This window comes from Chelativorans sp. Marseille-P2723, from assembly GCF_902809845.1.
GTDB lineage: Bacteria > Pseudomonadota > Alphaproteobacteria > Rhizobiales > Rhizobiaceae > Chelativorans.
On sequence record NZ_CADDWI010000013.1, the window covers coordinates 782257 to 805530 of the forward strand.

A 23274-nucleotide genomic window follows, 5' to 3' on the forward strand; every position below is an offset into this window, starting at 1 on the left:
TCTGGCAAGCGGGTTGCCGCTTAGTCGAACAGGCTGGACACCGATTGCTCGGAGGCGGTGCGCGAGATGGCTTCGCCGATCAGGTCAGCAATGGAGATCACGCGGATGTTGCCAGCCGCCTCGACCGCCGATGTGGGCTGGATGGAATTGGTGATCACCAGCTCCTTCAGCTTCGAGCCTGCGATGCGTGCGGCAGCCCCGCCCGAAAGCACACCATGGGTGATGTAGGCTGTCACGCTCGTGGCGCCATTGGCAAGCAGTGCCTCGGCCGCGTTGCACAGCGTGCCGCCGGAATCGACGATATCGTCGATCAAAAGGCAGTCACGGCCGCTGACGTCGCCAATGATGTTCATCACCTCCGATTCGCCCGGTCGGTCTCGGCGCTTGTCGACAATGGCCAGGGGTGCATCGATACGCTTGGCAAGGGAGCGGGCGCGCACCACGCCACCCACGTCGGGGGAGACGACCATCACATTCGGCATCTTGTAACGGGCTTTCACATCCCGCGCCATTACCGGCACCGCAAACAGATTGTCCGTCGGGATGTCGAAGAAACCCTGGATCTGCCCGGCGTGAAGGTCAAGGGTCAGCACGCGGTCCGCGCCCGCCCGTGTAATCAGATTCGCAACCAGCTTGGCCGAAATGGGCGTACGACCCGACGTGCGCCTGTCCTGGCGAGCATAACCGAAATAGGGCAGTACCGCCGTGATCCGGCGCGCGGAAGAGCGTCGGAATGCATCGATCATGATGAGCAGTTCCATCAAATGATCGTTTGCGGGATAAGACGTCGACTGCAGGACGAACACGTCCTGACCGCGCACATTCTCCTTGATTTCGACGAAGATTTCCTGGTCTGCGAAGCGGCGAACCAGGGCTTTCCCAAGGGAGATGTTGAGATAACCGGCCACTGCTTCTGCCAGAACCCGGTTGGAATTGCCCGAAAAGAGCTTCATGAAAAATGTCCTCGGCGAACGGCCTGCCCTCCAAGGGGGCTTTTAGCGGCATAACCGGCTATTGCAAGCGCAGCGCCGTAAAAAATGCCTTCTGATCGCTGATGAGGTAACCTGTTCCTCACTCAAATATCGAACTGTTGAACAAGCGTAACGTTTCCAGGCAATTCTGCTTCCCGGCCATGGAGCCTGACAGGGCGATGCATCATCGCTGAAAGCAATGGCTTCTGGTCGAAAGATTGGTCCCAGGACCATCGCATCTTCCACTTGATGCCCAACCGCCTTACCTAAGAGGCGATGACAGACTGCAACGCATGAGGGCGCCGCATGGAACTCGGCCTTTACACTTTTGGTGATGTGGGCATGGACCCCAGGACCGGCCAGCGCATCGGTCCTCAGGAGCGCCTGCGCAATCTCATGGAGGAGATAGAGCTTGCCGATCAGCTCGGCCTGAATGTGTTCGGCCTTGGCGAACATCACCGGCCCGACTATGCCATCTCGGCTCCGGCCCTCGTGCTTGCGGCTGCGGCAGCGCGTACGAAGAACATCAAGCTCACCTCGGCCGTCACCGTGCTTTCGTCGGACGATCCGGTACGCGTCTTCCAGCAATATGCCACGCTCGATCTCCTCTCCGAAGGCCGGGGTGAGATTATGGCAGGGCGCGGCTCCTTCATCGAATCCTTCCCGCTCTTCGGCTATGCGTTGGAGGATTACGACACGCTCTTTGCGGAGAAGCTAGAGCTTTTGCTGAAGCTGCGCGAAAGCGAGATCATTGACTGGCCGGGCGGCCAGCACACGCCGCGTATAGCAGGGCGCGGCGTTTTACCCCGCCCGCAACGAAAGCTCCCCGTGTGGATCGCCGTTGGGGGCACTCCGCAGTCTGTTGCCAGGGCTGGCGTGCTTGGCCTGCCGCTTGCCCTTGCAATCATCGGCGGGGAGCCGCACCGTTTCGCACCCCTCTTCCAGCTTTACCGAGAGGCGGCGCGCCGTGCGGGGCACGATCCGGAAGCATTGCCGACCTCGATCAACGTTCATGGCTTCGTTGCGGAAAGTAAGGAGGCGTTGGACATATATTACGAGGCGCAGGCAGAGGTGATGAACCGCATCGGGCGCGAGCGCGGATGGCCGCCGACGAACCGCGCCCAATTCGACGCAGCACTCGGTCCGCGCGGCGCGCAGTTTGCGGGCAGCCCATCGCAAGTGACGGACAAGATCCTTGCCAATCACGAGATTTTCAAGTTCGACCGCATCCTTGTCCAGATGGCCATTGGTATCATTCCCCATGACAGGATGATGAAGGCGATCGAACTGTTCGGGACCGAGGTTGCGCCGGCAGTGCGCAAGGCGATTGGCACCAAGAAGGCGGCACCTCCTCCGGGCACAACGACGGACCAATGATAGAGCTTTCCGTATTCGACCTTGCCCCATCGTGGAGGGCGGCTCTGCCGTTGAAGCGCCGCTCATCTGCTTGACCTTGCGTGCGGTGTGGAGCAACTCGGTTAGAAGCGTTCCTGGCTGCTGAGCATCACAACATTCCTGGCGGAACTTGCGGAACTGGAGCGGAAGTTCGGCGCATCTACAGTTTTAGCGGGGTGCGCCTCTCTTCAGTCGGCTTTCGGAAAGTGATGCCCGTCACCCTCCGGAACTCCGGAGAAACAAGAACCTACATCATTTCAAACTGGCAGCCGGTTTGTGGCTAGCTGGTCCGGCTCGGCAACAAGAATCTCTTGTCGAGCCTTCGCAACCTTGATGCAACGCGGCTTGAAGGCCGCCCAGCGTGTCGTCTGCGTCGTGGGTTCTTACATCCCCCGAAATCCCCCGAGCTCTTAAACGGCAAACTTCCGTCACACATCGCTATCTCGGTGGGAGCATCGTTGCCTCCATACGGAAGATCAGGGAGCTGCATATCGATTTATGAACGTATACTTATACCAGTGCACAGTTGATGAATAGAGCGTTCATAACTCCGCCTTCCACTGGACGTTCTAGGCGTGCAAGTGTAGATGTAGCACAATTTCTAATTGCATTTTCATCACCGACGCAACGGAATTGCAGACGATGAGCCTTATCCCTCCCGCCATTGGCGTGGTTTACTCCCTTGTATCCCCGCGTCGGTCGCTTGCTTTCAGCGGACCAGCCTCGCCGGGAAGAGGCGCAAGACAGCAACGCACCAGCCTATGGGGGGCGGTTTCTTCAGACAGTGCCCTGGACGTCGAACTTCGGGCGCTGCGCCGAGAAAAATACCCTTCATGGATAGCTGCTACCTTTTCGGCCTCTCGCGCAGCCGCTGATGCCACGGCTTCGGCAATTCGGCGCCTCTGTCAGCCTATGGCGACACTGCTCATTATCAGTATTACGGTGATGTTTCAGCTGGCGTTTTCAGCAGCACCGGCGCTGGCCTTGTATATTCCGCCTACTTCAAACTGTACACCTGGCTATGCCTTACCCGTTGCAGAGGGATGGAGCTCCATCGCATCTCCGCATTGCTCAACAAGTTCCCGTAGCGGAGGGGAAGTCTTTTGGCTCCAAGGCAACGTACCGGCCCTTCCCAATGGTGACACGCGTTTTGTTACACTTATAGCTGTGCGTAATGCCCCAGATCTGGCTGAAGGAATGTCCACAGAGTTAGAAGGCTTAATTATAGGCCAAAAATACTCGATACCTATATATATAAATAACAATCTTTTGATGGGCTGGAGAGACGAGTACAGTACTGGATGCCAATTGAGAGTTTCGACGAACTCTTCATCAAAAACTATTAATCCGAAGGGAAACATATGGTCATTAGAGGCATTTGAATTTACCGCGACAAGCGAGACAACGCGACTTACCCTCCTAGCCAATCCCCCAAATCACGATTGCCATGTAAACATAGCCCTTGGCATAAGCATGGCACAGGTGGTCAAGACAGGTTCAATCGACGCGTCTGTTGGACGAGATGCGTCAGTTATTGACGCCGGGGACATAGCAACGTTTACAATAGAAATTAAGAATATCGGCTCCAACACCTTCACGGACGTTTCCGTGAGCGATAATTCGCTAAAACGCGGCGATGGCACATCGCTCCCTCTTGCCTCCCCACCAGTCTGGCTATCCAATAGCGCCGGATCACCCCAAGGCACGCTGACGGCGGGAGAGACCGCCACCTATGAAGTGGTGTACCAGCTTCAACAGGCGGACGTGGATGCTGGCGGGATCTCTAATCAGGCCTCAGTCACTGCGACGTCCGCTAGCTATGGCGAACAAGTCACGATTTCACGCCCCAGTTCCAATAGTGTGCAAGGTCCAACCGTTCTCTCCATCTCCGCGCATCCAGATATGGCGGTCATGCGCGATGAAGGCACACTCATCGATGCCAATGGGAATGGTATTGCAGATCCAGGAGAGGTGATTGAATATACGTTCACCGTCGAAAATACCGGCAATGTGACGCTTACCGACATCACCATCACCGATCCTAATCTTGACGTCACGGGCGGACCGATTACCAGCCTTGCGCCCGGAGATACCGATAGCAGCACATTAACCGCCACCTACACCATTACCCAAGCGGACATCGATTCCGGAGAAGCGATCATTCCCCCTCACCGGCGGAAGCTATTACCCCTAGTGGGGGCAAACATAGCACCGACTCTCAGGACAGCGGTGGCGACCCCGGAGATCCTTCAGTTGTTCCAATTGTAAGGCACGGGGAACTCATACTCACCAAGAGTGGCACATGGATTGATGCCAATGGCAATGGTGACGCCGAACCGGGTGAGACAATTGAATACACTTTTACCGTCGAGAACACTGGCAACGTCACGCTGACGAGTGTGACAGTCAATGACCCGATGGTTTCCGTCAGCGGGTCCCAGACACTCGCTCCGGGGGCGGTAGCGACATTCAGCGGCACCTATACACTCACCCAAGCAGATACTGATGGTTGGAGAGTGGACAATGTTGCCACGGCGGTGGGAACCGCGCCTGACAGCTCCACGGTGGAAAGCGCGCCAGCCCGTTCTACTGTGACGCTACCTGGGGCGCCGACCATTTCCCTGATCAAGACCGGACAGTGGATCGATACCGACGGTGATGGAATGGTCGAGGCGGGTGAAAGGGTTGAGTTCACCTTCCTCGTGGAAAACACCAGTAGCGAAAACCTGGTGGCCGTGACGGTTGACGATCCTATGGCCGCCGTCAGCGAGGCGCCGCAGAATGTCAACTCTGGCGCCAGCGCCACCTTCACCGCATCTTATACTCTGACCCAGAGCGACATCGATGCGGGCGAATTACATAACACCGCCAGCGCCGCCGGCAACCTGCCGAATGGCGACGAGACGGTGAGCTTGCCGGCCGAGGCGAGCCTTGCCATTCCCGCTGTTCCCGGCATGTCGATCAGCAAGCAGGGCACGCTCATTGACGCCAATGGCAATGGCGTGGCCGATCCTGGAGAGGAGATTGAGTACACCTTTACAATCGAGAACACCGGCAATGTGACGCTGACGGATATCGTCCTTGACGATCCGGAGCTTGCCATCAGCGGCGGGCCGATCCCGAGCCTTGCGCCGGGGGAAAGCGACAGCTCCACCTTCAGCGCCACCTACACGGTGACGCAGGACGATGTCGACAATGGCGAGATCGTCTCGCCGCCGTCAAAGGGCGAGGGAACCGCGCCCGACGGCAGCAAGCACGAGACCGACTCCCATGACGGAAGCGGCACGCCCGGAACGCCGACGGTCATCCCCGTCGACCAGACGGTGCTCAAGCTCGCCAAGTCGGCCGACTGGGTCGATGGTGACGGCGACGGCGTGATGGAGGCGGGCGAGACGGTGACCTTCACCTTCACGGTGGAGAACACGGGCGATGAGACCGCCACCAATGTGACCGTCGAGGACCCGATGGTGACGATCAACGAGGCCGCGCAGAGCCTTGCTGCCGGGGCAACGGCCACCTTCACCGCCTCCTATGTGCTTACCCAGGCGGATGTGGATGCGGGCGAACTCGTCAACATCGCCAGCGGTGCCGGCAACCTGCCGAATGGCGACGAGACGGTGAGCCTGCCGGCCGAGGCGAGCCTTGCCATTCCCGCCGTTCCCGGCATGTCGATCAGCAAGCAGGGCACGCTCATTGACGCCAATGGCAATGGCGTGGCCGATCCGGGCGAGGAGATCGAATACACCTTTACAATCGAGAACACCGGCAATGTGACGCTGACGGATATCGTCCTTGACGATCCGGAGCTTGCCATCAGCGGCGGGCCGATCCCGAGCCTTGCGCCGGGGGAAAGCGACAGCGCCACCTTCAGCGCCACCTACACGGTGACGCAGGACGATGTCGACAATGGCGAGATCGTCTCGCCGCCGTCAAAGGGCGAGGGGACGGCGCCCGACGGCAGCAAGCACGAGACCGACTCCCATGACGGCAGCGGCACGCCCGGAACGCCGACGGTCATCCCCGTCGACCAGACGGTGCTCAAGCTCGCCAAGTCGGCCGACTGGGTCGATGGTGACGGCGACGGCGTGATGGAGGCGGGCGAGACGGTGACCTTCACCTTCACGGTGGAGAACACGGGCGATGAGACCGCCACCAATGTGACCGTCGACGACCCGATGGTGACGATCAACGAGGCCGCGCAGAGCCTTGCTGCCGGGGCCAGCGCCACCTTCACCGCCTCCTATGTGCTTACCCAGGCGGATGTGGATGCGGGCGAGCTCGTCAACACCGCCAGCGCCGCCGGCAACCTGCCGAATGGCGACGAGACGGTGAGCCTGCCGGCCGAGGCGAGCCTTGCCATTCCCGCTGTTCCCGGCATGTCGATCAGCAAGCAGGGCACGCTCATTGACGCCAATGGCAATGGCGTTGCCGATCCGGGCGAGGAGATCGAATACACCTTTACAATCGAGAACACCGGCAATGTGACGCTGACGGATATCGTCCTTGACGATCCGGAGCTTGCCATCAGCGGCGGGCCGATCCCGAGCCTTGCGCCGGGGGAAAGCGACAGCGCGACCTTCAGCGCCACCTACACGGTGACGCAGGACGATGTTGACGCCGGCGAGATCGTCTCGCCGCCGTCAAAGGGCGAGGGGACGGCGCCCGACGGCAGCAAGCACGAGACCGACTCCCATGACGGCAGCGGCAACAGCGGTGACTCAACCGTCATACCGGTTGAGAAACGCGCTGCGCTCGCGGTCATCAAGACAGGTGAGTGGAACGATGCCAATGGCAACGGAATGGCCGATGCCGGCGAAGTCATCGAGTACACCTTCGCAATTCAGAATACGGGCAATGTGACTCTCATGAATGTCAGCCCCGTGGACAATGGGCCGGTATTTGGCGGAAAGGTCGCCGCTGGCACGCTTTCGGCTTTCTCACCCGGGCCTGTGGCGCTTGCGACCGGTGAGTCCCGGACCTTCAACGCCACCTACACGCTCGCGCAGGCCGATATCGATGCGGCGGCGGGCTTGAATGGAGGCGTGAGCAACACCGCAAGGGCACAGGGCACCGACGCGAGCGGCAGCATCGTGCAGTCGGACGAGAGTACAGTGCAGATTTCGCTTCCGGCGTCTGAGCCAATCAACGTCGCGCTTGCCAAGAAATCGGTGCTGAAGTTTGTGCGCCGTGGCGATCGTGCTCCGTTTGCGATCACTGCCAGGAACGCATCCCCCACAAATGCAGGGCTCGTGACCATCACCGATGTCATGCCTGCCGGCTTCCGCTATGTGGAGGGCACGGCAAAGGTGAATGGCGTCACATTCACGCCCACGGTCAACGGCAACAAGATCGTATTCAGCGATCTAGATCTGGGGCCGCAAGGAAGCATCGAGATCCAGCTCAGCCTGCAGGCTCTGGCGTCGGCGGGTGCTGGCGAGCATGTCAACCAGGCGGTCATCGAGGATGATAATGGCGAAATGCTGGCGCCAATCGCAACGGCGGCGGTAGAGATTCTGGCCGATTCCACCTTTGACTGCGGCGACATCATCGGCACGGTTTTCGATGACCTTAACGGTAACGGCTATCAGGATGTGGGCGAGCCGGGCCTGCCGAATGTACGCGTAGCCACCGCCAAGGGCTGGCTCATCAACACCGACAGGCATGGGCGCTTCCATGTACCGTGTGCTGCCCTGCCGGATGCACGGATCGGTTCGAACTTCATTATGAAGCTCGACCCGCGCACGCTGCCTACCGGCTACCAGGTGACCACCGAGAACCCGCGGGTGGTGCGGCTGTCCGCCGGAAAGATGACGCAGGTCAACTTTGGTGCATCATTGGGCCGCGAGGTACGTCTTGATCTGGCACCGGAAGCCTTCCTGCCGGGCACGGTGGAGCTGTCGCGGGAATGGGCGGCGGAGCTTGACCACCTGATGGCGGTGCTTTCCGACAGGCGCTCGTCGCTGCTTCTAACCTATCGCGGCACCGGCCCCGACGGCACAATGGCCGAACGGCGCATAAGGAACGTTGAAACGCTGATTGCGGAACGGTGGAGACAGAAGAAAGGCGATTATCCGCTCAATATCAAGACGCGAATCGAGGCCGGATATTAGTCCGGTTCCGTTTCCGTAAGCGTCAGGAATGGGGGACTGCGAAAAGCACCCTCATCCCTGACCAGCGATAAAGCTTTTTCAAGTGCTGACGAAACGATCCATGCTGAACCTGACCAGCGCGGCAAGCATCAGTTCTGCACCTTTTTTGATGTAAGACCAGTCGGTCCATTCCTGTGGTGAGTGACTGATGCCGTCTCGGCTGGGCACGAAGATCAGCGCCGATGGGCATATAGCCTGCATCGTCTGCGCGTCGTGACCTGCGCCGGAGGGCATGGAGAGCGTAGCAAGGCCGAGCGCATGCGCTTCCTCGCGCAGCAGGTTCGCCAGCTCCGCATCGAGCTTAACCGGCGCAATGCGGCTGTGTCGCGTAATCCCGGCTTCAAGTTTGTTTGCACGCGCTGCGGCCGCGATTTCCGACCTTATGGCAGCTTCCAGCGTGTCGAGCCTATCGGCGCTGGTATCCCTGATGTTCACGATGAACTCGGCCTCGCCTGCGATAGTATGGATAAAGTTCGGCCGCAGATCGGCCTTGCCGACGGTTACGCGCGTGTCTTTGTCTCCGTGCGCGGCGATGATTTTAGGGATGACCGAACCAAATGTTGCAAGCCCGGCAAAGGCGTCCGCGCGGAGTTCCATGGGCGTGGTGCCGGAATGATTGGCCTCGCCCTTGAGCACAACGCGCAAGTTGCACACGCCCGATACCGAATGCGCAATGCCCAACGGTACAGAGCGGTGCTGCAGCACCGGCCCCTGTTCAACATGCAACTCGATAAAGGCAAGGACATCGTTGCGCTTGGCCGCGAGTGCATCCCATGCGTCCAACCCCACCCTCGCCATTGCGTCAATGAGCCTTATGCCTTCCGCATCGGTCGCTTGCGATAGCCATTTCCTCGTAACGCTTCCAGTGATCGATTGCGAACCGAGCATACCACCAAAGCGTCCCTCCTCCTCGGCAGTTGCCACGACCTCGATGGCCACTCTCGGCTCAAGCCCCGCGTCACGGATGGCCAGAACACATTCAAGTGCGACGGCAACGCCCAGCGCACCATCAAACGCACCGCCCTCCGGTACCGTGTCCAGATGCGATCCGGCCATTATGCAAGGGCTATCGACAGGGCCGAAGCGGCCAAACAGATTGGCTACGCCATCCTGGCGCACAGTCAGGCCCTCGGCTTGCATCGTGCCTGCAAACCACTCGCGAACGGCCATGTCGGCATCGGAATAGCCAGGGCGGTTGTAGCCGCCCGTTTCGGGATTGAAGCCAAAGCGGTTGATGCCGTCCAGCAGGCTGCGCAGGCGATCGGAATCGATAAAGGCCATGGTGCTTGTTCCTGCTTGCACGCGTTTGCTCCGGTTACTCTACCGAACTCTGCGCGCAATTCTTCATAATAAATGCTTGCCATGGGGAAGATTATCAGAACTAATTGCGGAGCGTAAGGAAAGGAGCCCGCCATGAAGAAACTTCTGGCCGCCGCATTTTCCGCGGCTCTGCTGGCGTTTATTTCACCTGCATCCGCACAGACCCCACCGAACGCCCTGATCATCGGTCAGATCGCAGAGCCCCAGTCGCTTGACCCGCACGCGGTCACTGCTGTGAATGACTTCAGAATCCTGGTAAACATCTATGACGGCCTGACGCGGTATAAGGACGGCACCCTTGAGGTGGAGCCGTCATTGGCTGAAAGCTGGGAGGTGTCCGACGACGGCCTGACCTACACCTTCAAGCTACGCTCCGATGTCACGTTCCATGACGGAACTTCATTCAATGCCGAGGCAGTGAAGTTCAATTTCGACAGGATACTTGACGAGGATCATCCTTACCACGACACCGGTCCGTTCCCGCTTGCCTTCTTCTTCTCCGCGGTCGATGAGGTCTCTGTAATCGATGACCTCACAGTTGAATTCAGGCTTTCGGAACCCTACGCCCCATTTCTTTCCAACCTTGCTTACCCAACCGGGCTGATTGCATCGCCGGCGGCGATTGAGCAGCACGGCAAGGACTTCGGGCGCAATCCGAGTGGCACCGGTGCCTACAAGTTCGAGGAATGGGAGGCGAATTCGCGTGTGGTCGTCACCCGCAACGAGGATTACTGGGACGGCCCGCCAGCGCTCGAGGCCGTCATCTTCCGGCCGATTACGGACGCAAATACGCGCATAGCCGAAATGCTATCCGGAGGCCTGGATGTGATGGTCGAAGTCCCTCCGGACAGCCTGCAACAGTTCCGCAGCGATCCAAGTTTCGAGGTTCACGAACAGGCGGGACCGCATGTCTGGTATGTTATGCTTAACCTGAAGGAAGGTCCGTTCACCGATTTGAAGGTGCGGCAGGCAGCCAATTACGCGGTTAACAAGACAGCGCTCGTCGAGAACATCCTGCAGGGTACGGCCGAGGTTGCGGCGGGTCCCATACCGCCTGCTTTCGCATGGGCTTACAACGAGGAGGTCGAGCCTTATCCTTACGATCCGGATCAGGCCCGGCAGTTGCTCGAAGAGGCTGGATATGACGGGCAGGAACTGACCTTCTACGTCGCTGAAGGTGGCTCGGGCATGCTCGATCCGATCGCGATGGGCACCGCCATCCAGGCCGACCTTGAAGCCGTTGGCCTGCCGACAAGGATCGAGACTTATGAGTGGAACACCTTTCTAGGACAAGTGAACCCCGGCCTCGAAGGAAAGGCAGACATGGCCGAGATGGCTTGGATGACCAACGATCCCGATACGCTGCCCTTCCTGACCCTGCGCACGGAAGCCTTTCCGGATGAGGGCGGCTTCAACTCCGGCTACTATTCCAATGAAGAGGTGGACAAGCTGCTGGAGGAAGCACGCGCAGCAACCAGCCAGGAACGGCGGGCCGAACTTTACAAGCAGGTGCAGGAAATCGTCCATGAGGACGCTCCCTGGATTTTCGTTGCCAATTGGAAGCAGAATGCCATCACGCGTGCAGAGGTCAGTGGCTTCAAGCTGCAGCCGTCCTTCTTCCTGATGCTGCAGGATGTGGCAAAGCAATGATCCTCTACAGGGCCGTGCGTCCGTTCGTACGCACAAGGGACGCTGTAAACTTTTAACCTGCGCATCGTGCTTTCCGAAAGCCGATTTCGGTTTCGGGCCGATGCTGTGAGCGGCCGCCGGCTCTTCTTGCAGGCTGCTGCTCCTTTACATTGAGGATGCCGTGGCCGCCTATATTGCCAAGCGTCTCATTGCTGCCATTCCGGTCCTGCTCGGATTGTCGCTCATCGTCTTCCTGATCATGGCGATGATCCCCGGCGATCCGGCGACGGCCATTCTCGGATCCTACGCGACGCCAGAAAATGTCGCGCGTCTGAACCGCAGCCTCGGCCTCGACAAGCCATTGCCCCAGCAATACGTCATCTGGCTTGGCAACCTGCTTCAAGGCGATTTCGGCAGGTCTTACGCACTCAACCGCCCGGTGCTGGACGAGATACTGGAGCGGTTTTCGGCGACGCTCATTCTTGCAGGCACCTCCCTGGTGCTCTGCTCGGTGTTCGGCCTTCTGGCGGGAATCGTTTCGGCCGTGCGTCAGTTCGGCTGGGTGGACCGCATAGTCACATTCTTCGTGCTTATCGGCATCTCGATCCCGTCCTTTTTCCTTGGCCTGCTGTTCATTCTCTTCTTCGCAGTACAGCTTCGGGTGCTGCCTGCTTCGGGTATGTATGCAATCTATGGCGGCGGAGATCTTCCTGATCTTCTGCGTCACCTCGTGCTTCCGGCAACGACGCTTGCGGTCGTCGCGACAGGCGTTGTCGCGCGGCTCACCCGCACGGCCATGCTGGAAGTGCTGAGGCAGGATTACATCCGCACCGCACGGGCGAAAGGCTTGAGCGAACGGAAGGTGATCTACCGCCACGCCCTGAAGGCGGCGATGGTCAGCATTGTTCCAGTCATCGGTTTGCAGGCCGGTTTCGTCCTGGGCGGTGCGGTCTATATCGAGACGGTATTCCAGTGGCCCGGCATCGGCGCAATGCTGGTGAAGGCTATCTCCACCCGGGACATCCTGCTTGTACAGGGAGGGGTTCTCTTTGTCGCCGCAGCCTATGTCTTCGTCAATCTGATCGCCGATGTGATCCAGGCGATGCTCGATCCGAGGCTGAAGGCATGAGCACCCCTGTCGTACAGGCGGCTTCCGAGCAGGAGCGAGGCGGCAGGCGGCCCACGGCCTGGCGGCTGCTCATGAACAACAGGCTAGCGGCGGCCGGCTTCTTTGTCCTAGCGACAATCATCGTCGTGGCGCTGCTGGCCCCGATCCTCCCGCTCCATGATCCGAATGTAACCAGCCCGGCGGACCGGTTGCTGCCGGTATTCTCGGAGGGCCACCCGCTTGGCACGGATCATCTGGGTCGCGACGTGCTGGCGCGGCTTGTCTGGGGTACGCGCGTGTCGCTTGTGGTCGGCGTCTCCGCTGCCCTGCTGGCAGCGTTTACCGGCTCGCTGATCGGGCTGGTCGCCGGCTATATGGGCGGGCGCGCCGATAACCTCATGATGCGCGGCATCGACATGCTCATGGCGTTTCCATACATTTTGCTGGCGCTTGCCATTGTGGCCGTGCTGGGGCCTGGCCTGCTCAACGCGCTTTACGCCATCGCCGTCGTCAACATTCCCTTTTTTGCACGAAATGTCCGAGGAATCACGCTGGGGCTTTCGCACCGCGAGTTCGTCGATGCCGCGCGGCTTTCCGGCAAGAGCCATCTCAGCATAGTGCTGACCGAAATTTTGCCCAATGTGCTGCCGGTCATTGTCATCACCATGTCGACCACGGTCGGGTGGATGATACTCGAAACCGCGGGGCTCAGCTTTCTCGGCCTTGGAGCGCAGCCGCCACAGGCCGATCTCGGCTCGATGCTCGGTCAGGGCAGAAGCCTTCTGTTCACCGCGCCGATGATCTCGGTGATACCCGGCGTGATGGTGTTTCTGATCGTCATGAGCATCAACCTTTTCGGCGACGGCATTCGCGACGTGCTAGATCCGCGCCTTCGGGCCGGCACGCTTTCCCGTCCAATGGCCGTAACCCGCCTCGACCGGAAAGAGGTTCCCGAACTGGATGAGACGGCAAGAAGATCTGCGTTGGCCGTACGGGAACTTGAAACCGGCTTTGAAGGCGTGGACGGCATCGAGATGGCGGTAAAGCGTGTTAGCTTTACCTTGCGCACGGGCGAATGCCTTGGGCTTGTGGGTGAAAGCGGCTCCGGCAAGAGCGTGACGGCATTGTCGCTCCTCCGGCTGGTTGCCTCACCGCCCGGGACAATCACTGGCGGGGCAGTAGCAATCGGGGGTCGCGATGTCTTCGCTCTGCCTGAAGCGGAAATCGCATCGCTGCGCGGCGGCAAGATGGCCTATATCTTCCAGGATCCTCTTACGACGCTCCATCCGCTCTTCACCATCGGCGAACAGATAGCGGAGGCGGTTCGTGCGCACCAGCCGGTAAGCCGGAGAAAGGCCCATGAAAAGGCGGTGGAACTACTAAGAAGCGTTCGTATTCCCGATCCCGAGCAGCGCGCCAAGTCGTATCCGCATCAACTGTCGGGCGGGCAACGCCAGCGTGTCGGTATTGCGATGGCGCTGGCCAACGATCCAGACATCATTGTCGCGGATGAACCAACAACCGCCCTCGACGTTACGGTGCAGGCGGAAATCCTGCAACTCCTCCAAGTGTTGCGCCGCGAACGCGGGCTGGCCCTGCTTTTCATAACGCATGATTTCGGCGTAGTGGCCGAGATTTGCGACCGTGTGGCCGTAATGCGGCATGGAGAAATCGTCGAGGAAGGCGAAACGAGAGACGTCCTTGGTAGCCCACGGCATCCCTATACGAGGCGTCTGATCGCCTGTGTTCCCAGGCCCGGTCAGGGGAGCGCGTTCCTTGATGCGATCCGCGCAATGCCAGCCGAGACAGAGGGAGCAGGCATCGCATGAGGCACTCGGCTGACGCAATCAGCGTGACGAATCTCACCAAGACCTTCGGGGGTGAATGGTCGCTGTTCGGCGGGCGCAGTCACGAAATCCGGGCGGTTCGTAACGTCACGCTGGCGTTGAAGCATGGCGAGACGCTGGCGATCGTCGGCGAGAGCGGCTCGGGAAAATCGACTCTTGCGCGCATGGTCGTCGGGCTGGAGGTTCCGACGTCTGGAGAAATGCGCATCGTCGGAAAGGATGCCGCCGCTCTGAGGGCTGAGGGACCGCGCGCTTTCGGCCGAGTGATCCAGTATGTTTTTCAGGATCCAGTTGCTTCCTTGAATCCGCGCAAGACAGTTGGAGCAATACTCGACACGCCGCTACAACTCCTGAAGGGCTATGACCAGCGGCGAAGACGCGCCCGTGCCATGCAACTGCTGGATGCGGTGCAGATGCCCTCGGACACGCTGGAACGTTATCCGCACGAATTTTCTGGCGGCCAGGCCCAGCGCATAGCCATTGCCCGAGCGCTTGCAGCCGAGCCGCGGATCCTGGTGCTGGACGAGCCGGTTTCCGCGCTCGACGTCTCGGTGCAGGCGCAGGTCTTGCTGCTGCTTCAGGACCTGCGCCAAGAGTTCGACCTTTCCTATCTTTTCATCAGCCACGATCTTGCCGTGGTAGAAAGCATCTCCGATAGAGTGGCCGTGATGTTTTTCGGCGAGGTTGTGGAAGTGGGTGCGGCGGAACAGCTTTTCAGGTCGCCTGAACACGAATACACGAAACAACTGATAGCGAGCGCACCGCGGCTGGGAACAGCCCTGGAAGGCTCAACGCGCTCTTGAAACGAAATGCAAAGACAGAAGAAAACAATCGCGGCCACGCTCATGGGCCTGCGCCGCCGCAAGCGATCGGATATTGCTGCCGATCAGATTCGTGAGCTCATCATCACGAACGGGTTGGTTCCGGGCGACCGGCTGCCCAATGAATGGATCGCACCGGACACGTGGAATGTCTCCCGAGGGACGTTGCGAGAGGCACTGAAAGTCCTTGAATCACAAGGGCTGACGCATAGCAAGACGGGGCCGGGGGGCGGGGTCTTCGTATCGTCTGTCGAGGCAGAACATGCCATCCGGCTTCTAGACAATCTCTTTCTGCACCGACCGCCGTCGATTGCTGACATCTACTCCATCCGCAAGGAACTTGAACCGCTGATGGCTGCAAGCGTGGCGGGAAAGCTGACGCCTGAGGCGTTTGCCCGGTTGCAGGCGAAGATCCGGCTCTATGAGGACGAGCCTGCAACAGCGGAGGAAGAGTATCGCCAGCGTATGGCCGAACTCGATTTTCACGATGAGCTGGCGCGGCTTTGCGAGAACCGGCTACTCGGCTTTCTCTGCCGGTTCCTGGTCAGCCTGCTGCAGGATATGGCTGTGTGCAGAGAAATCTACCAGCAGGGCAACCCGATTCTGCGAGAAACGGGTCTGCATTATCAGGTGAAGTTGCTTCGCGCGATCAAATCAGGCAACGCCGCTCGCGCTGCCATGATCATGCGTGAACATATGTTGGCTGCGGAGGCATATATGCTGGAACGAGCCGAAATCCGACGGCGACCACGGACCGGAAATGAGCCGGCGCCAGTATCATAGATTGTCGCGCCCCATCGTCCTTCAAGCGGGTTAGCTTTTCTTGCCAATGCTGGGGTAGAGGCCCGGTGAATGGAAGGCCATTTCAGCTCGCCGTTCTGAGCGGTGTCATTTGCGGCCGGGCGTGCTGGCTCGCTGGAGAAGCGGAAGGCTTGCCCGTTCCCTGTAAAGCGCAGGTATCGCAAGAGATGCGACGGCGCAAAGGGCAATGGCGGTCTTGGTCCATTCGTTGAAAGGTCCGAAATGATACTCAAAACCCTTCAAAAGGTAGATCACGATCACGTGCCAGGCATAGACCTGAAGTGAATGACGGCCAATGAGCCGCAGGAAGGACAGGCTGAAGATGCCGCGAATGCCGTTGCCGAGCCTTCGCACGAACCTGTTTTCCGCCTCAGGCCCCGCGATGACCATCCAGGTGACCAGATAGCCCGTGGCCAGGAAGTTCACCAGATAGATAAAGCTGAACCGCACGCGGTTGTCCAGATTCCTGAAGGGCTTCGACATCTCCTCAGGCATGACGCCGAAAGTGAAGCTCAGGCGTATCGCCATGAACATAAGGACGAGGGTAAGGGCCGCCCAGGCAAGCGCTGTGCTTTTAGGCGTGAACACCTTCTTCCAGTCGATCTGCCGGGTTGCGGTGAGCGAGCCGAGGACGAGGCCGGACATGAAGACGATCTGCCACGCAAAGACGTTGAAGGCGGTGCGCAGCATCCGCCCCTCATGGACCAAGTCCAACACGTAGCGTGTGCTGGCGATCAGAGGATAGTGCAGGCTGAGCTGCACCGCGACCCACAGTACGACTGAGAATGCCACTACCCACATCCAGCGCCCTTTCACGCAAAGCCAGACGAGGGGCGGGGCGACCAGCATGTAGACGATGTACTGCGGCAGAATGTCCATATAGGTGGGCTGATAGATGAGCAGCAGGGAGGCAGCCGCATAATAGGGATCGTGGCCAGCCAGGTCCCATAGCCATGGTTCCCAATAGGTGGAGGAATGGGGAAGGACAAGGCCAAGCGCCATGATCACCAGAAGGGAGCTTGCGGCATAGCGGTAGATCTCCAGCGCTCTCCTGCGGATCTTGCTGGCCCCCGCTTCGTATCCCTCCTTCAGCATCCTGCGCGCATAGACCATGCCAACGAGCAGTCCGGAGAGGAACACGAATCCTTGTGCATCCTGCACAAAGCCCAGTTCGCCATGATTAAACTTAACCAGCAGATAGCCGCCCGCGAAAGTTAAGTGGTTCAGCATCATGAAGACGAGGAAGTACCCTCGCATTCCATCCAGAATTTCAAGGCGCTGCATGGTCTCCCACAGTGCTGACGTACGGCATCGGCCTGGAAGCACGATGTGCAGGTTCAAGGTTTAAGGGCCTTTGTGGCATCCGAAAGGACGCAAGGCGCTGTCGTTGCGGGAGGACCTAGCATGGCAGACCGCTTTGGCAGCATCACAATCTGTTCGATCCATTTGCATGCCGTCAAGCGACCGGAGGTCCCGCGGCCACGTCCATTAGCCACGCTCTTCTCGCAACGGCTGCTTCGGGCGGCGGAAACGGGCAGAATCACGCCTTTAGCCACAAAAGGATACTGAAATGAACCCAGCGTTTGTTCCCCGCAAATTCGGGATGTAGCCTGCTTCTCTCTGGAGCTGCCATACGTGGCAGCGATGGCTGCCTGATGATGATAGACCGCTCAGGATCGTCCGCGGCTGCGCACTTCTGCCATTTGCGTCGCTGATGCTCTCGCCCCTGGCGGTATCGCGCCGGCAGCACGTACCGGGCTATCCGGCAATGGCGGTGCAGGAGGCAGGCCTGTTGCCGAGAGTATCTCCTGCTCGTCCAAAGATTCGTGCTTCAGAAGAGCTGCCACGAGCGCGTCAAGCTCATCGCGATGCTTTTTAAGAAGCTGCTTTGCCTCTTCGTGACATTCATGGATGATGCGCGCCACTTCTGAATCGATTAACCGAGCGGTCTCCTCGCTATAAGGCTTTTCGCTCATGAAGCCGGAGCCTCCCGCAGACCCCACCCACCTGTTTTCGCGAGGTGCGAGCTGCACCATGCCAAGCTTGTCGCTCATGCCCCAACGGGAGACCATCTGCCGCGCCAGCCCCGTGGCTTGCTCGATGTCATTCTCCGCACCGGTGGTGCGGCTTTCATAAACAATTTCTTCCGCAGCCCTGCCGCCCAATATTCCGATGATCTTTGCGCGCAAATATGCTTCGGGATAATTGTAGCGATCCGTCAGCGGCCGTTGATAGGTGACGCCCAGCGCCTGTCCGCGGGGAACGATCGTGACGCGGTGAACGGGATCTGCGCCCGGCACAACAAGGCCAAGAATTGCATGTCCGCCCTCGTGATAAGCAACCCGCTCCTTGTCTTCGTCGCTCAGGATGATCGGGCGCTCGGGGCCGAGGACGATCTTTTCGAGGGCGTCCAGAAAGTCCTTGTGGTGAACCTTGTCCTGGTCGCGCCGCGCAGCAAGAAGCGCCGCTTCATTGACAAGGTTCCTGATGTCGGCTCCGGACAGCCCAGGCGTCGCCTGGGCGATTTCGCCAAGGTCCACGTCTTCGGCAAGCGGCACCTTGCGCGTGTGAACCTTGAAGATCGCTTCCCTGCCGTTCTTGTCAGGCAGGTTCAACACAACCCGGCGATCAAAACGGCCTGGCCTTAGCAGCGCCCTGTCCAGAACGTCCGGCTGATTGGTGGCGGCCAGAACGATGATGCCTTCGCGGCTGGAGAAGCCGTCCATCTCCGACAGGATCTGGTTGAGCGTCTGCTCCTGCTCGCTTGCCCCTCCGATCACCGCCTGGCCGCGGGCGCGGCCGATGGAATCGATCTCGTCAATGAAGATGATGGCCGGCGCGTGCTTGCGCGCTTCCTGGAAAAGATCCCGCACGCGCGAAGCTCCTACGCCGACGATCATCTCCACAAATTCCGATCCGCTCATGGAGAAGAAGGGAACGCCGGCCTCTCCCGCGACCGCGCGAGCCAGCAATGTCTTTCCGGTTCCCGGCGGTCCGACAAGCAACACACCCTTGGGAGCCGTTCCCCCGAGCCGAGTGTATTTCGCCGGGTTGTTGAGAAAATCGACGATCTCTACCAGTTCGTTTTCGGCTTCATCTATGCCGGCGACATCGTCGAACGTCACCTTGGTTTCCGTTTCCTTGTCGAAGCGCCTGGCCTTGCTTTTGCCGATATTTCCGAGACCACCCAGCATGCCGCCGCCCTGCTTGGCCGCACGCCGGAAGAGCCAGACATAAAGGCCGATGATGACGAGTGCCGGCCCGAAGGCATAAAGCAGTGTCAGCAGCGGGCTCGTACCGGTCTGTATCGGCGTTGCCCTGATATCGACCCCGCGTTCGATAAGCTCTGTCTCCAGGCCTGGGTCGACGAATAGGGGTAGAATGGTCGTAAAATCCACGACCTTGCGGGTCTGAGGATCGCGCAGTCCCTCGCGTGCTGGCGGCGTCCAGTCGATGGCCGTCTTGAACCTGCCTTCGATTGTTTCGCCCTGAGTATGGATCGCCTCGACATTGTTCCTGGCCAGTTCCGACCTGAACAGGGTGTAGGAAATGGGCGATGGCTCTTCCTCTTGGGGAAAAAGCATGGTTACCAGAAGATAATTCACCAGAAGCAGGAGGAGGAAGCCCGCCCAGGTTCGCCACGGCGGAATTGTCGGTTTCCCCGCTTTACCTGTTGGTTCAGGCTTCTTGGCGGACTTTCCATTCTTCCCTGCCACGACAATCTTCCTATGCGCTTATGTACTTAATGATTAAAGCTAGCGCGCCGATAGCGCAGATCATCCCCCACCAATCGGTCGCCGGCTTCAGGAATGAGGATCATTGCTCAATGGCGTAGTTCCTATTTCGCCAGAACCGCGGAGTACTACGCATTTGCGTGGCTGAGCAGACTACTCACCAAGGCAACTGCCACTTGCTTAAGCCGATAAATGTTGTCGGCACCTTGGCGGACTGCGTTGCTGCTCTATCCTTATTGATGAGAACAAGCCGGCTTAAGAACGCGGCATTTTCAAATCCCGCCACAACCTGAACGGGTGCACAGGTGAAGAAAATCGGTCGCTATATCCTCTGGGTTTTTCTGGAGCCAGGCGATTGGGTTTCCGATAAGCTCGGTGTTACGACGGACCAGAATCGCGATCTCGTCCGCATGCTCGTCAACTCGCTTTTCTGGATTATAGTTGTCGTCATCGGCCTGGCGATATGGACGTCCAACCTGCCATTGTATCAGTGATTCCCTAATACATCTGCCTTCATGGCACGGCCGACAAGAGCCTCCGGCCGAAGGATGAAGCTGTTGAAAGGAATCTGTCCGAGGCGACTCTCAACTCTTTAAAAGAATGCGGCGAGCTCTTGCATTAGCTTGCTTGCTGAATTTCTTCATCTTTCTTGAAAAGCGTTGCAATTCAACCTTCGCTCTTTTTAAGAACCTCCGAATTATGCTCGCCGAATTTAGGAGGCTTTCTACGATAGGAGGCTGGCGTCCTGGACAATTTGATCGGAGATGCAGTACCCCGGTACTCACCAATCTCTACGAGCATCTCGCGATGACTCGTGTGAGGATGGTCGACCACATTGTCGATCGACAGAACCGGCCCGCAGGGAACACCTGAACGGATCAGCTTCTCCGCCAACTGGTTTGTGTGCCATTTCGACAATAGTCGTTCGAGGTCTCGCCTCAGCGCCTCACGATTGACATTCCGGTCGCCATTGGTCCGGTACTCTGGTCGTGTGGCCAATTCCGGAACTCCAAGAAGATCGCACATCCTGGAAAATTGCCCTTCATTGCCGACTGCCAGGAATATTTCTCCGTCTGCGGTTGCGAAGCTGTCATAGGGCGAGATATTTGGGTGAGCGTTGCCCGAGCGGGTCGGAACCTTTCCGGACATGAAGTAATTCGCAAGATGAGGGTGAAGAAGCGAGATACCGCAGTCATAAAGTGTGATATCGACAAACTGTCCCTTCCCGCTGCGCTCTCGTTCGTGAAGTGCCAGCAGGATACCGACGGCGGCGTTGAGGCCACTTACTAAATCGACCACTGGGACTCCAACTCGTGTTGGCCGGCCCCCGAGGTCTCCGTTGACGCTCATCAATCCAACCATTGCCTGTACTGCGGCATCATAGCCGGGCAGACCACCCATTGGGCCGTCTTCGCCGAAACCCGAGACGCGGCAGTGAATAAGCCGAGGAAATCGCGCTTGTATGGCATCCTTGGTAAGGCCCCAACCTTCTAAGGTCCCGGGTTTAAAATTCTCAAGAAGCACATCAGCCGTTTCGAGGAGGGTGCATAGCATTTCCCTCTGTGGCGCTTCTTTGAGATTCAGAACAATGCCACGCTTGTTACGATTTACTCCTTGAAAATAGGAGGCATTTCCGTCCTGGAACGGTGGTCCCCAAGCTCTTGTTTCGTCACCTTGCGGTGGTTCGACTTTGATAACGTCGGCACCATGGTCCGCCAAAATCTGAGAACAATACGGTCCGCCGAGTACGCGGCTGAGGTCGATGACCTTCAATCCGGCGAGTGAGCCAGTCTCCGCGTGCGCGTCGTCTTCACGTCGCGACATCGATCGACTCCACCTTTGGTCCGTAGGGATAGTAAGGGGGGTGGTCCCCAATCTTGGTCATATCAACCTCGATCATGGTGACGCCCTTCACCGCAGCGGCTTCAGCAACCGCCCTGCCAAAATCATCGACCTTCTCTACCCGCCAGTATGGAATGTCAGAAATGCGCGCAAGATCTTCAAGATTTGGCCCATCCAGCACATCAAAACGCCTTCGGCCGCCGGCATTCTTGTCTTGGATGTGGCGGATAACGCCGTAACCACGATCATTCATGATCAAAATGACCATATCCAATCGTTCCTGAGTCGCGGTGTACAACTCTCCAAGATTCAGGAAAAAGCCGCCATCGCCAGTCATGACAAACGTTTTACGGCCATCCGCAGCGAGCGCTGCTCCGATGCCGAGGGAAAGCCCTTGCCCTATCCCTGCTCCAATAGGATAGATGTTTTGCCGACTATCTCTTAAGGGAAGTAGCTTATTGCCCCAGGTGCTGTTGTTGATAGTGATGTCACGTGCCCAGATCGCATCTTCAGGCATTACCGCAGCCAACTGATCCGCAAAACTGGCGTAAGGGCCCAACGAGTTCTTGAACGCTTTACGGGTACGCTCCTTCAATTCGCGGAATTCGGCAACGTATTGCGGGGACGGGCGGCGTTGTCCTTCGACCCTCTTCAACAGCTCTGACAATACCAGCGCAGCATCACCAACGACAAAGCTCGTATTGGGATAGGTCCGGCCGTTCGCAGAAGGATCAAGATCGATCTGTATCAGGTTTTTCGGCAGCGGAACGGTAAAATCAGCGGTCTCGTGACCTCTGAGGCGAGAGCCGGCAACGATCATCAGATCCACAGTCTGATAAAATTCTTCTACGGGAACGAGACCTGCACCATTCAGAGAGCCGAGATTCATCGGATGCTCTTCGGGGACGACGCCGCGACCTGCCCAACTCGTGACCATCCCAACACCAAGCTCAAGTAACTTTAGTGCCGGCTCACGTGCTCCTATAGCTCCGCGACCTAGCCACAGCATTGGCCGCTTGGACTTTATCAACTGTTCGGCAAGTGCATCGATGTCTTCGGACAGTGGCGCAAGAACAGGTTGCACAGGTCCCCGATAGCGGTCGAGATCAGCCGGCCGTTGGACCGCCGCTCTCTGGATATCAGTCGGCACCTCAATGGATACCGGGCCGCGCGGGAACGTCAGTGCATCCGCAGCGGCGCGTTGCAAGATTGCGAAAGCCTCTGTTGCATTGCGAATGCGATAGGCCGACTTGCCCGACGCTGCCAACATTCCAAGTTGATCCGGCACATCATGAACGCCGCCCATTCCACGGTCGATGTATTTGGTCGAAGTCTGACCAGTGAAATGCAGCAGGGGGGAACTGGCAAATCGAGCTTCTACCAAACCAGCAACGGAATTCGCAGCTCCCGGGCCAGTACTGGAAAAGAGAACACCAACTTGTCCGCTAGCTCTTGCGTAGCCGTCTGCCATATGGCTTGCGCCGAGTTCTCCGCGTGCCATCACGAAGCGGATACGATTGCGCATCGAAATTGCGTCGAGCATGGGAATATTGTGGACTGACACAATCCCAAATGCGGTATCGACGCCTAATCGTTCGAGAAATTCGGCGATTAGATCGCTAACATTATACTGATCGGACATTTTTCCTCCCGGACA

The 23274-nt window shown here is 58.6% G+C and carries 15 protein-coding genes; 9 read left to right on the forward strand and 6 right to left on the reverse strand.

All coding sequences use genetic code 11. The annotated features are described in order from the left end of the window. Positions 1 to 20 precede the first annotated feature (20 nt). Positions 21 to 953 carry a ribose-phosphate pyrophosphokinase gene (locus HUS57_RS15125; protein ID WP_173934721.1) on the reverse strand — a complete coding sequence of 311 codons (933 nt, stop codon included), beginning with the start codon at positions 951 to 953 and terminating at the stop codon, positions 21 to 23. A gap of 324 nt (positions 954 to 1277) precedes the next feature. Here HUS57_RS15125 and HUS57_RS15130 point away from each other — a divergent pair, with 324 nt between their 5' ends. The 3 genes from HUS57_RS15130 to HUS57_RS15140 all read left to right on the forward strand — a co-directional run bounded on the left by HUS57_RS15130 (position 1278) and on the right by HUS57_RS15140 (position 8476). Further along, positions 1278 to 2348: an Atu2307/SP_0267 family LLM class monooxygenase gene (locus HUS57_RS15130; protein ID WP_173934722.1), complete on the forward strand. Its 1071-nt coding sequence runs from the start codon at positions 1278 to 1280 to the stop codon at positions 2346 to 2348. Between the two features lie 660 nt (positions 2349 to 3008). Next, positions 3009 to 4634 carry a DUF11 domain-containing protein gene (locus HUS57_RS15135; protein WP_173934723.1) on the forward strand — a complete coding sequence of 542 codons (1626 nt, stop codon included), beginning with the start codon at positions 3009 to 3011 and terminating at the stop codon, positions 4632 to 4634. Between the two features lie 38 nt (positions 4635 to 4672). Then, entirely contained in the window at positions 4673 to 8476 is a 3804-nt protein-coding gene (locus HUS57_RS15140; protein WP_281409302.1) for a hypothetical protein, read from the forward strand. A gap of 78 nt (positions 8477 to 8554) precedes the next feature. On the opposite strand, the gene HUS57_RS15145 is transcribed toward HUS57_RS15140, so the two are convergent. Further along, positions 8555 to 9796, reverse strand: a complete 1242-nt coding sequence (locus tag HUS57_RS15145) for a Zn-dependent hydrolase (protein WP_173934725.1) — start codon at positions 9794 to 9796, stop codon at positions 8555 to 8557. Positions 9797 to 9928: 132 nt separating this feature from the next. Between HUS57_RS15145 and HUS57_RS15150 the strand changes: the two genes are divergently transcribed. The 5 genes from HUS57_RS15150 (at position 9929) to HUS57_RS15170 (ending at position 16023) form a co-directional block, all read left to right on the forward strand. Then, entirely contained in the window at positions 9929 to 11485 is a 1557-nt protein-coding gene (locus tag HUS57_RS15150; RefSeq protein WP_173934726.1) for an ABC transporter substrate-binding protein, read from the forward strand. A gap of 160 nt (positions 11486 to 11645) precedes the next feature. Then, entirely contained in the window at positions 11646 to 12593 is a 948-nt protein-coding gene (locus tag HUS57_RS15155) for an ABC transporter permease (protein WP_173934727.1), read from the forward strand. Further along, on the forward strand, positions 12590 to 14401 hold the full coding sequence (locus tag HUS57_RS15160) for a dipeptide/oligopeptide/nickel ABC transporter permease/ATP-binding protein (RefSeq protein ID WP_173934728.1): 1812 nt from the start codon (positions 12590 to 12592) through the stop codon (positions 14399 to 14401). The genes HUS57_RS15155 and HUS57_RS15160 overlap by 4 nt, the downstream gene beginning before the upstream one ends. Beyond that, positions 14398 to 15222, forward strand: coding sequence for an ATP-binding cassette domain-containing protein (locus HUS57_RS15165; RefSeq protein WP_173934729.1), 825 nt, complete (start codon positions 14398 to 14400; stop codon positions 15220 to 15222). The genes HUS57_RS15160 and HUS57_RS15165 overlap by 4 nt, the downstream gene beginning before the upstream one ends. A 6-nt stretch (positions 15223 to 15228) precedes the next feature. After that, the gene (locus HUS57_RS15170; RefSeq protein ID WP_173934730.1) at positions 15229 to 16023 is read left to right on the forward strand and encodes an FCD domain-containing protein; all 795 of its coding nucleotides are present in this window, start codon (positions 15229 to 15231) and stop codon (positions 16021 to 16023) included. A gap of 105 nt (positions 16024 to 16128) precedes the next feature. Here the strand turns inward: HUS57_RS15170 and HUS57_RS15175 are convergent, their stop codons facing one another. Continuing rightward, positions 16129 to 17325 (reverse strand): OpgC domain-containing protein, encoded by a 1197-nt coding sequence (locus tag HUS57_RS15175; RefSeq protein WP_173934731.1) that lies wholly within the window; start codon positions 17323 to 17325, stop codon positions 16129 to 16131. Between the two features lie 386 nt (positions 17326 to 17711). Then, complete coding sequence (ftsH, locus tag HUS57_RS15180; protein ID WP_246727886.1) at positions 17712 to 19757, reverse strand: ATP-dependent zinc metalloprotease FtsH; 2046 nt, start codon at positions 19755 to 19757, stop codon at positions 17712 to 17714. 323 nt (positions 19758 to 20080) lie between these two features. On the opposite strand from ftsH, the gene HUS57_RS15185 reads away from it, so the two are divergent. Further along, positions 20081 to 20269, forward strand: coding sequence for a hypothetical protein (locus HUS57_RS15185; protein ID WP_173934732.1), 189 nt, complete (start codon positions 20081 to 20083; stop codon positions 20267 to 20269). A 172-nt stretch (positions 20270 to 20441) separates the two neighbouring features. Here the strand turns inward: HUS57_RS15185 and HUS57_RS15190 are convergent, their stop codons facing one another. After that, entirely contained in the window at positions 20442 to 21599 is a 1158-nt protein-coding gene (locus HUS57_RS15190) for a CoA transferase (RefSeq protein WP_173934733.1), read from the reverse strand. Continuing rightward, a complete protein-coding gene (locus tag HUS57_RS15195) occupies positions 21586 to 23259 on the reverse strand; it encodes a thiamine pyrophosphate-binding protein (protein ID WP_173934734.1) in 1674 nt (557 codons plus the stop codon). Before HUS57_RS15195 ends, HUS57_RS15190 begins: the two co-directional genes overlap by 14 nt. Between the last annotated feature and the right edge of the window lie 15 nt (positions 23260 to 23274).

What these genes read in the sequence shown, in the direction of transcription:
- HUS57_RS15165 (WP_173934729.1), top strand. Translation starts at nt 14,398, where the DNA reads ATGAGGCACTCGGCTGACGCAATCAGCGTGACGAATCTCACCAAGACC.
- HUS57_RS15195 (WP_173934734.1), bottom strand. Translation starts at nt 23,259, where the DNA reads ATGTCCGATCAGTATAATGTTAGCGATCTAATCGCCGAATTTCTCGAA.
- HUS57_RS15170 (WP_173934730.1), top strand. Translation starts at nt 15,229, where the DNA reads ATGCAAAGACAGAAGAAAACAATCGCGGCCACGCTCATGGGCCTGCGC.
- HUS57_RS15175 (WP_173934731.1), bottom strand. Translation starts at nt 17,325, where the DNA reads ATGCAGCGCCTTGAAATTCTGGATGGAATGCGAGGGTACTTCCTCGTC.
- HUS57_RS15190 (WP_173934733.1), bottom strand. Translation starts at nt 21,599, where the DNA reads ATGTCGCGACGTGAAGACGACGCGCACGCGGAGACTGGCTCACTCGCC.
- HUS57_RS15150 (WP_173934726.1), top strand. Translation starts at nt 9,929, where the DNA reads ATGAAGAAACTTCTGGCCGCCGCATTTTCCGCGGCTCTGCTGGCGTTT.
- HUS57_RS15160 (WP_173934728.1), top strand. Translation starts at nt 12,590, where the DNA reads ATGAGCACCCCTGTCGTACAGGCGGCTTCCGAGCAGGAGCGAGGCGGC.
- HUS57_RS15135 (WP_173934723.1), top strand. Translation starts at nt 3,009, where the DNA reads ATGAGCCTTATCCCTCCCGCCATTGGCGTGGTTTACTCCCTTGTATCC.
- HUS57_RS15130 (WP_173934722.1), top strand. Translation starts at nt 1,278, where the DNA reads ATGGAACTCGGCCTTTACACTTTTGGTGATGTGGGCATGGACCCCAGG.
- HUS57_RS15125 (WP_173934721.1), bottom strand. Translation starts at nt 953, where the DNA reads ATGAAGCTCTTTTCGGGCAATTCCAACCGGGTTCTGGCAGAAGCAGTG.
- HUS57_RS15145 (WP_173934725.1), bottom strand. Translation starts at nt 9,796, where the DNA reads ATGGCCTTTATCGATTCCGATCGCCTGCGCAGCCTGCTGGACGGCATC.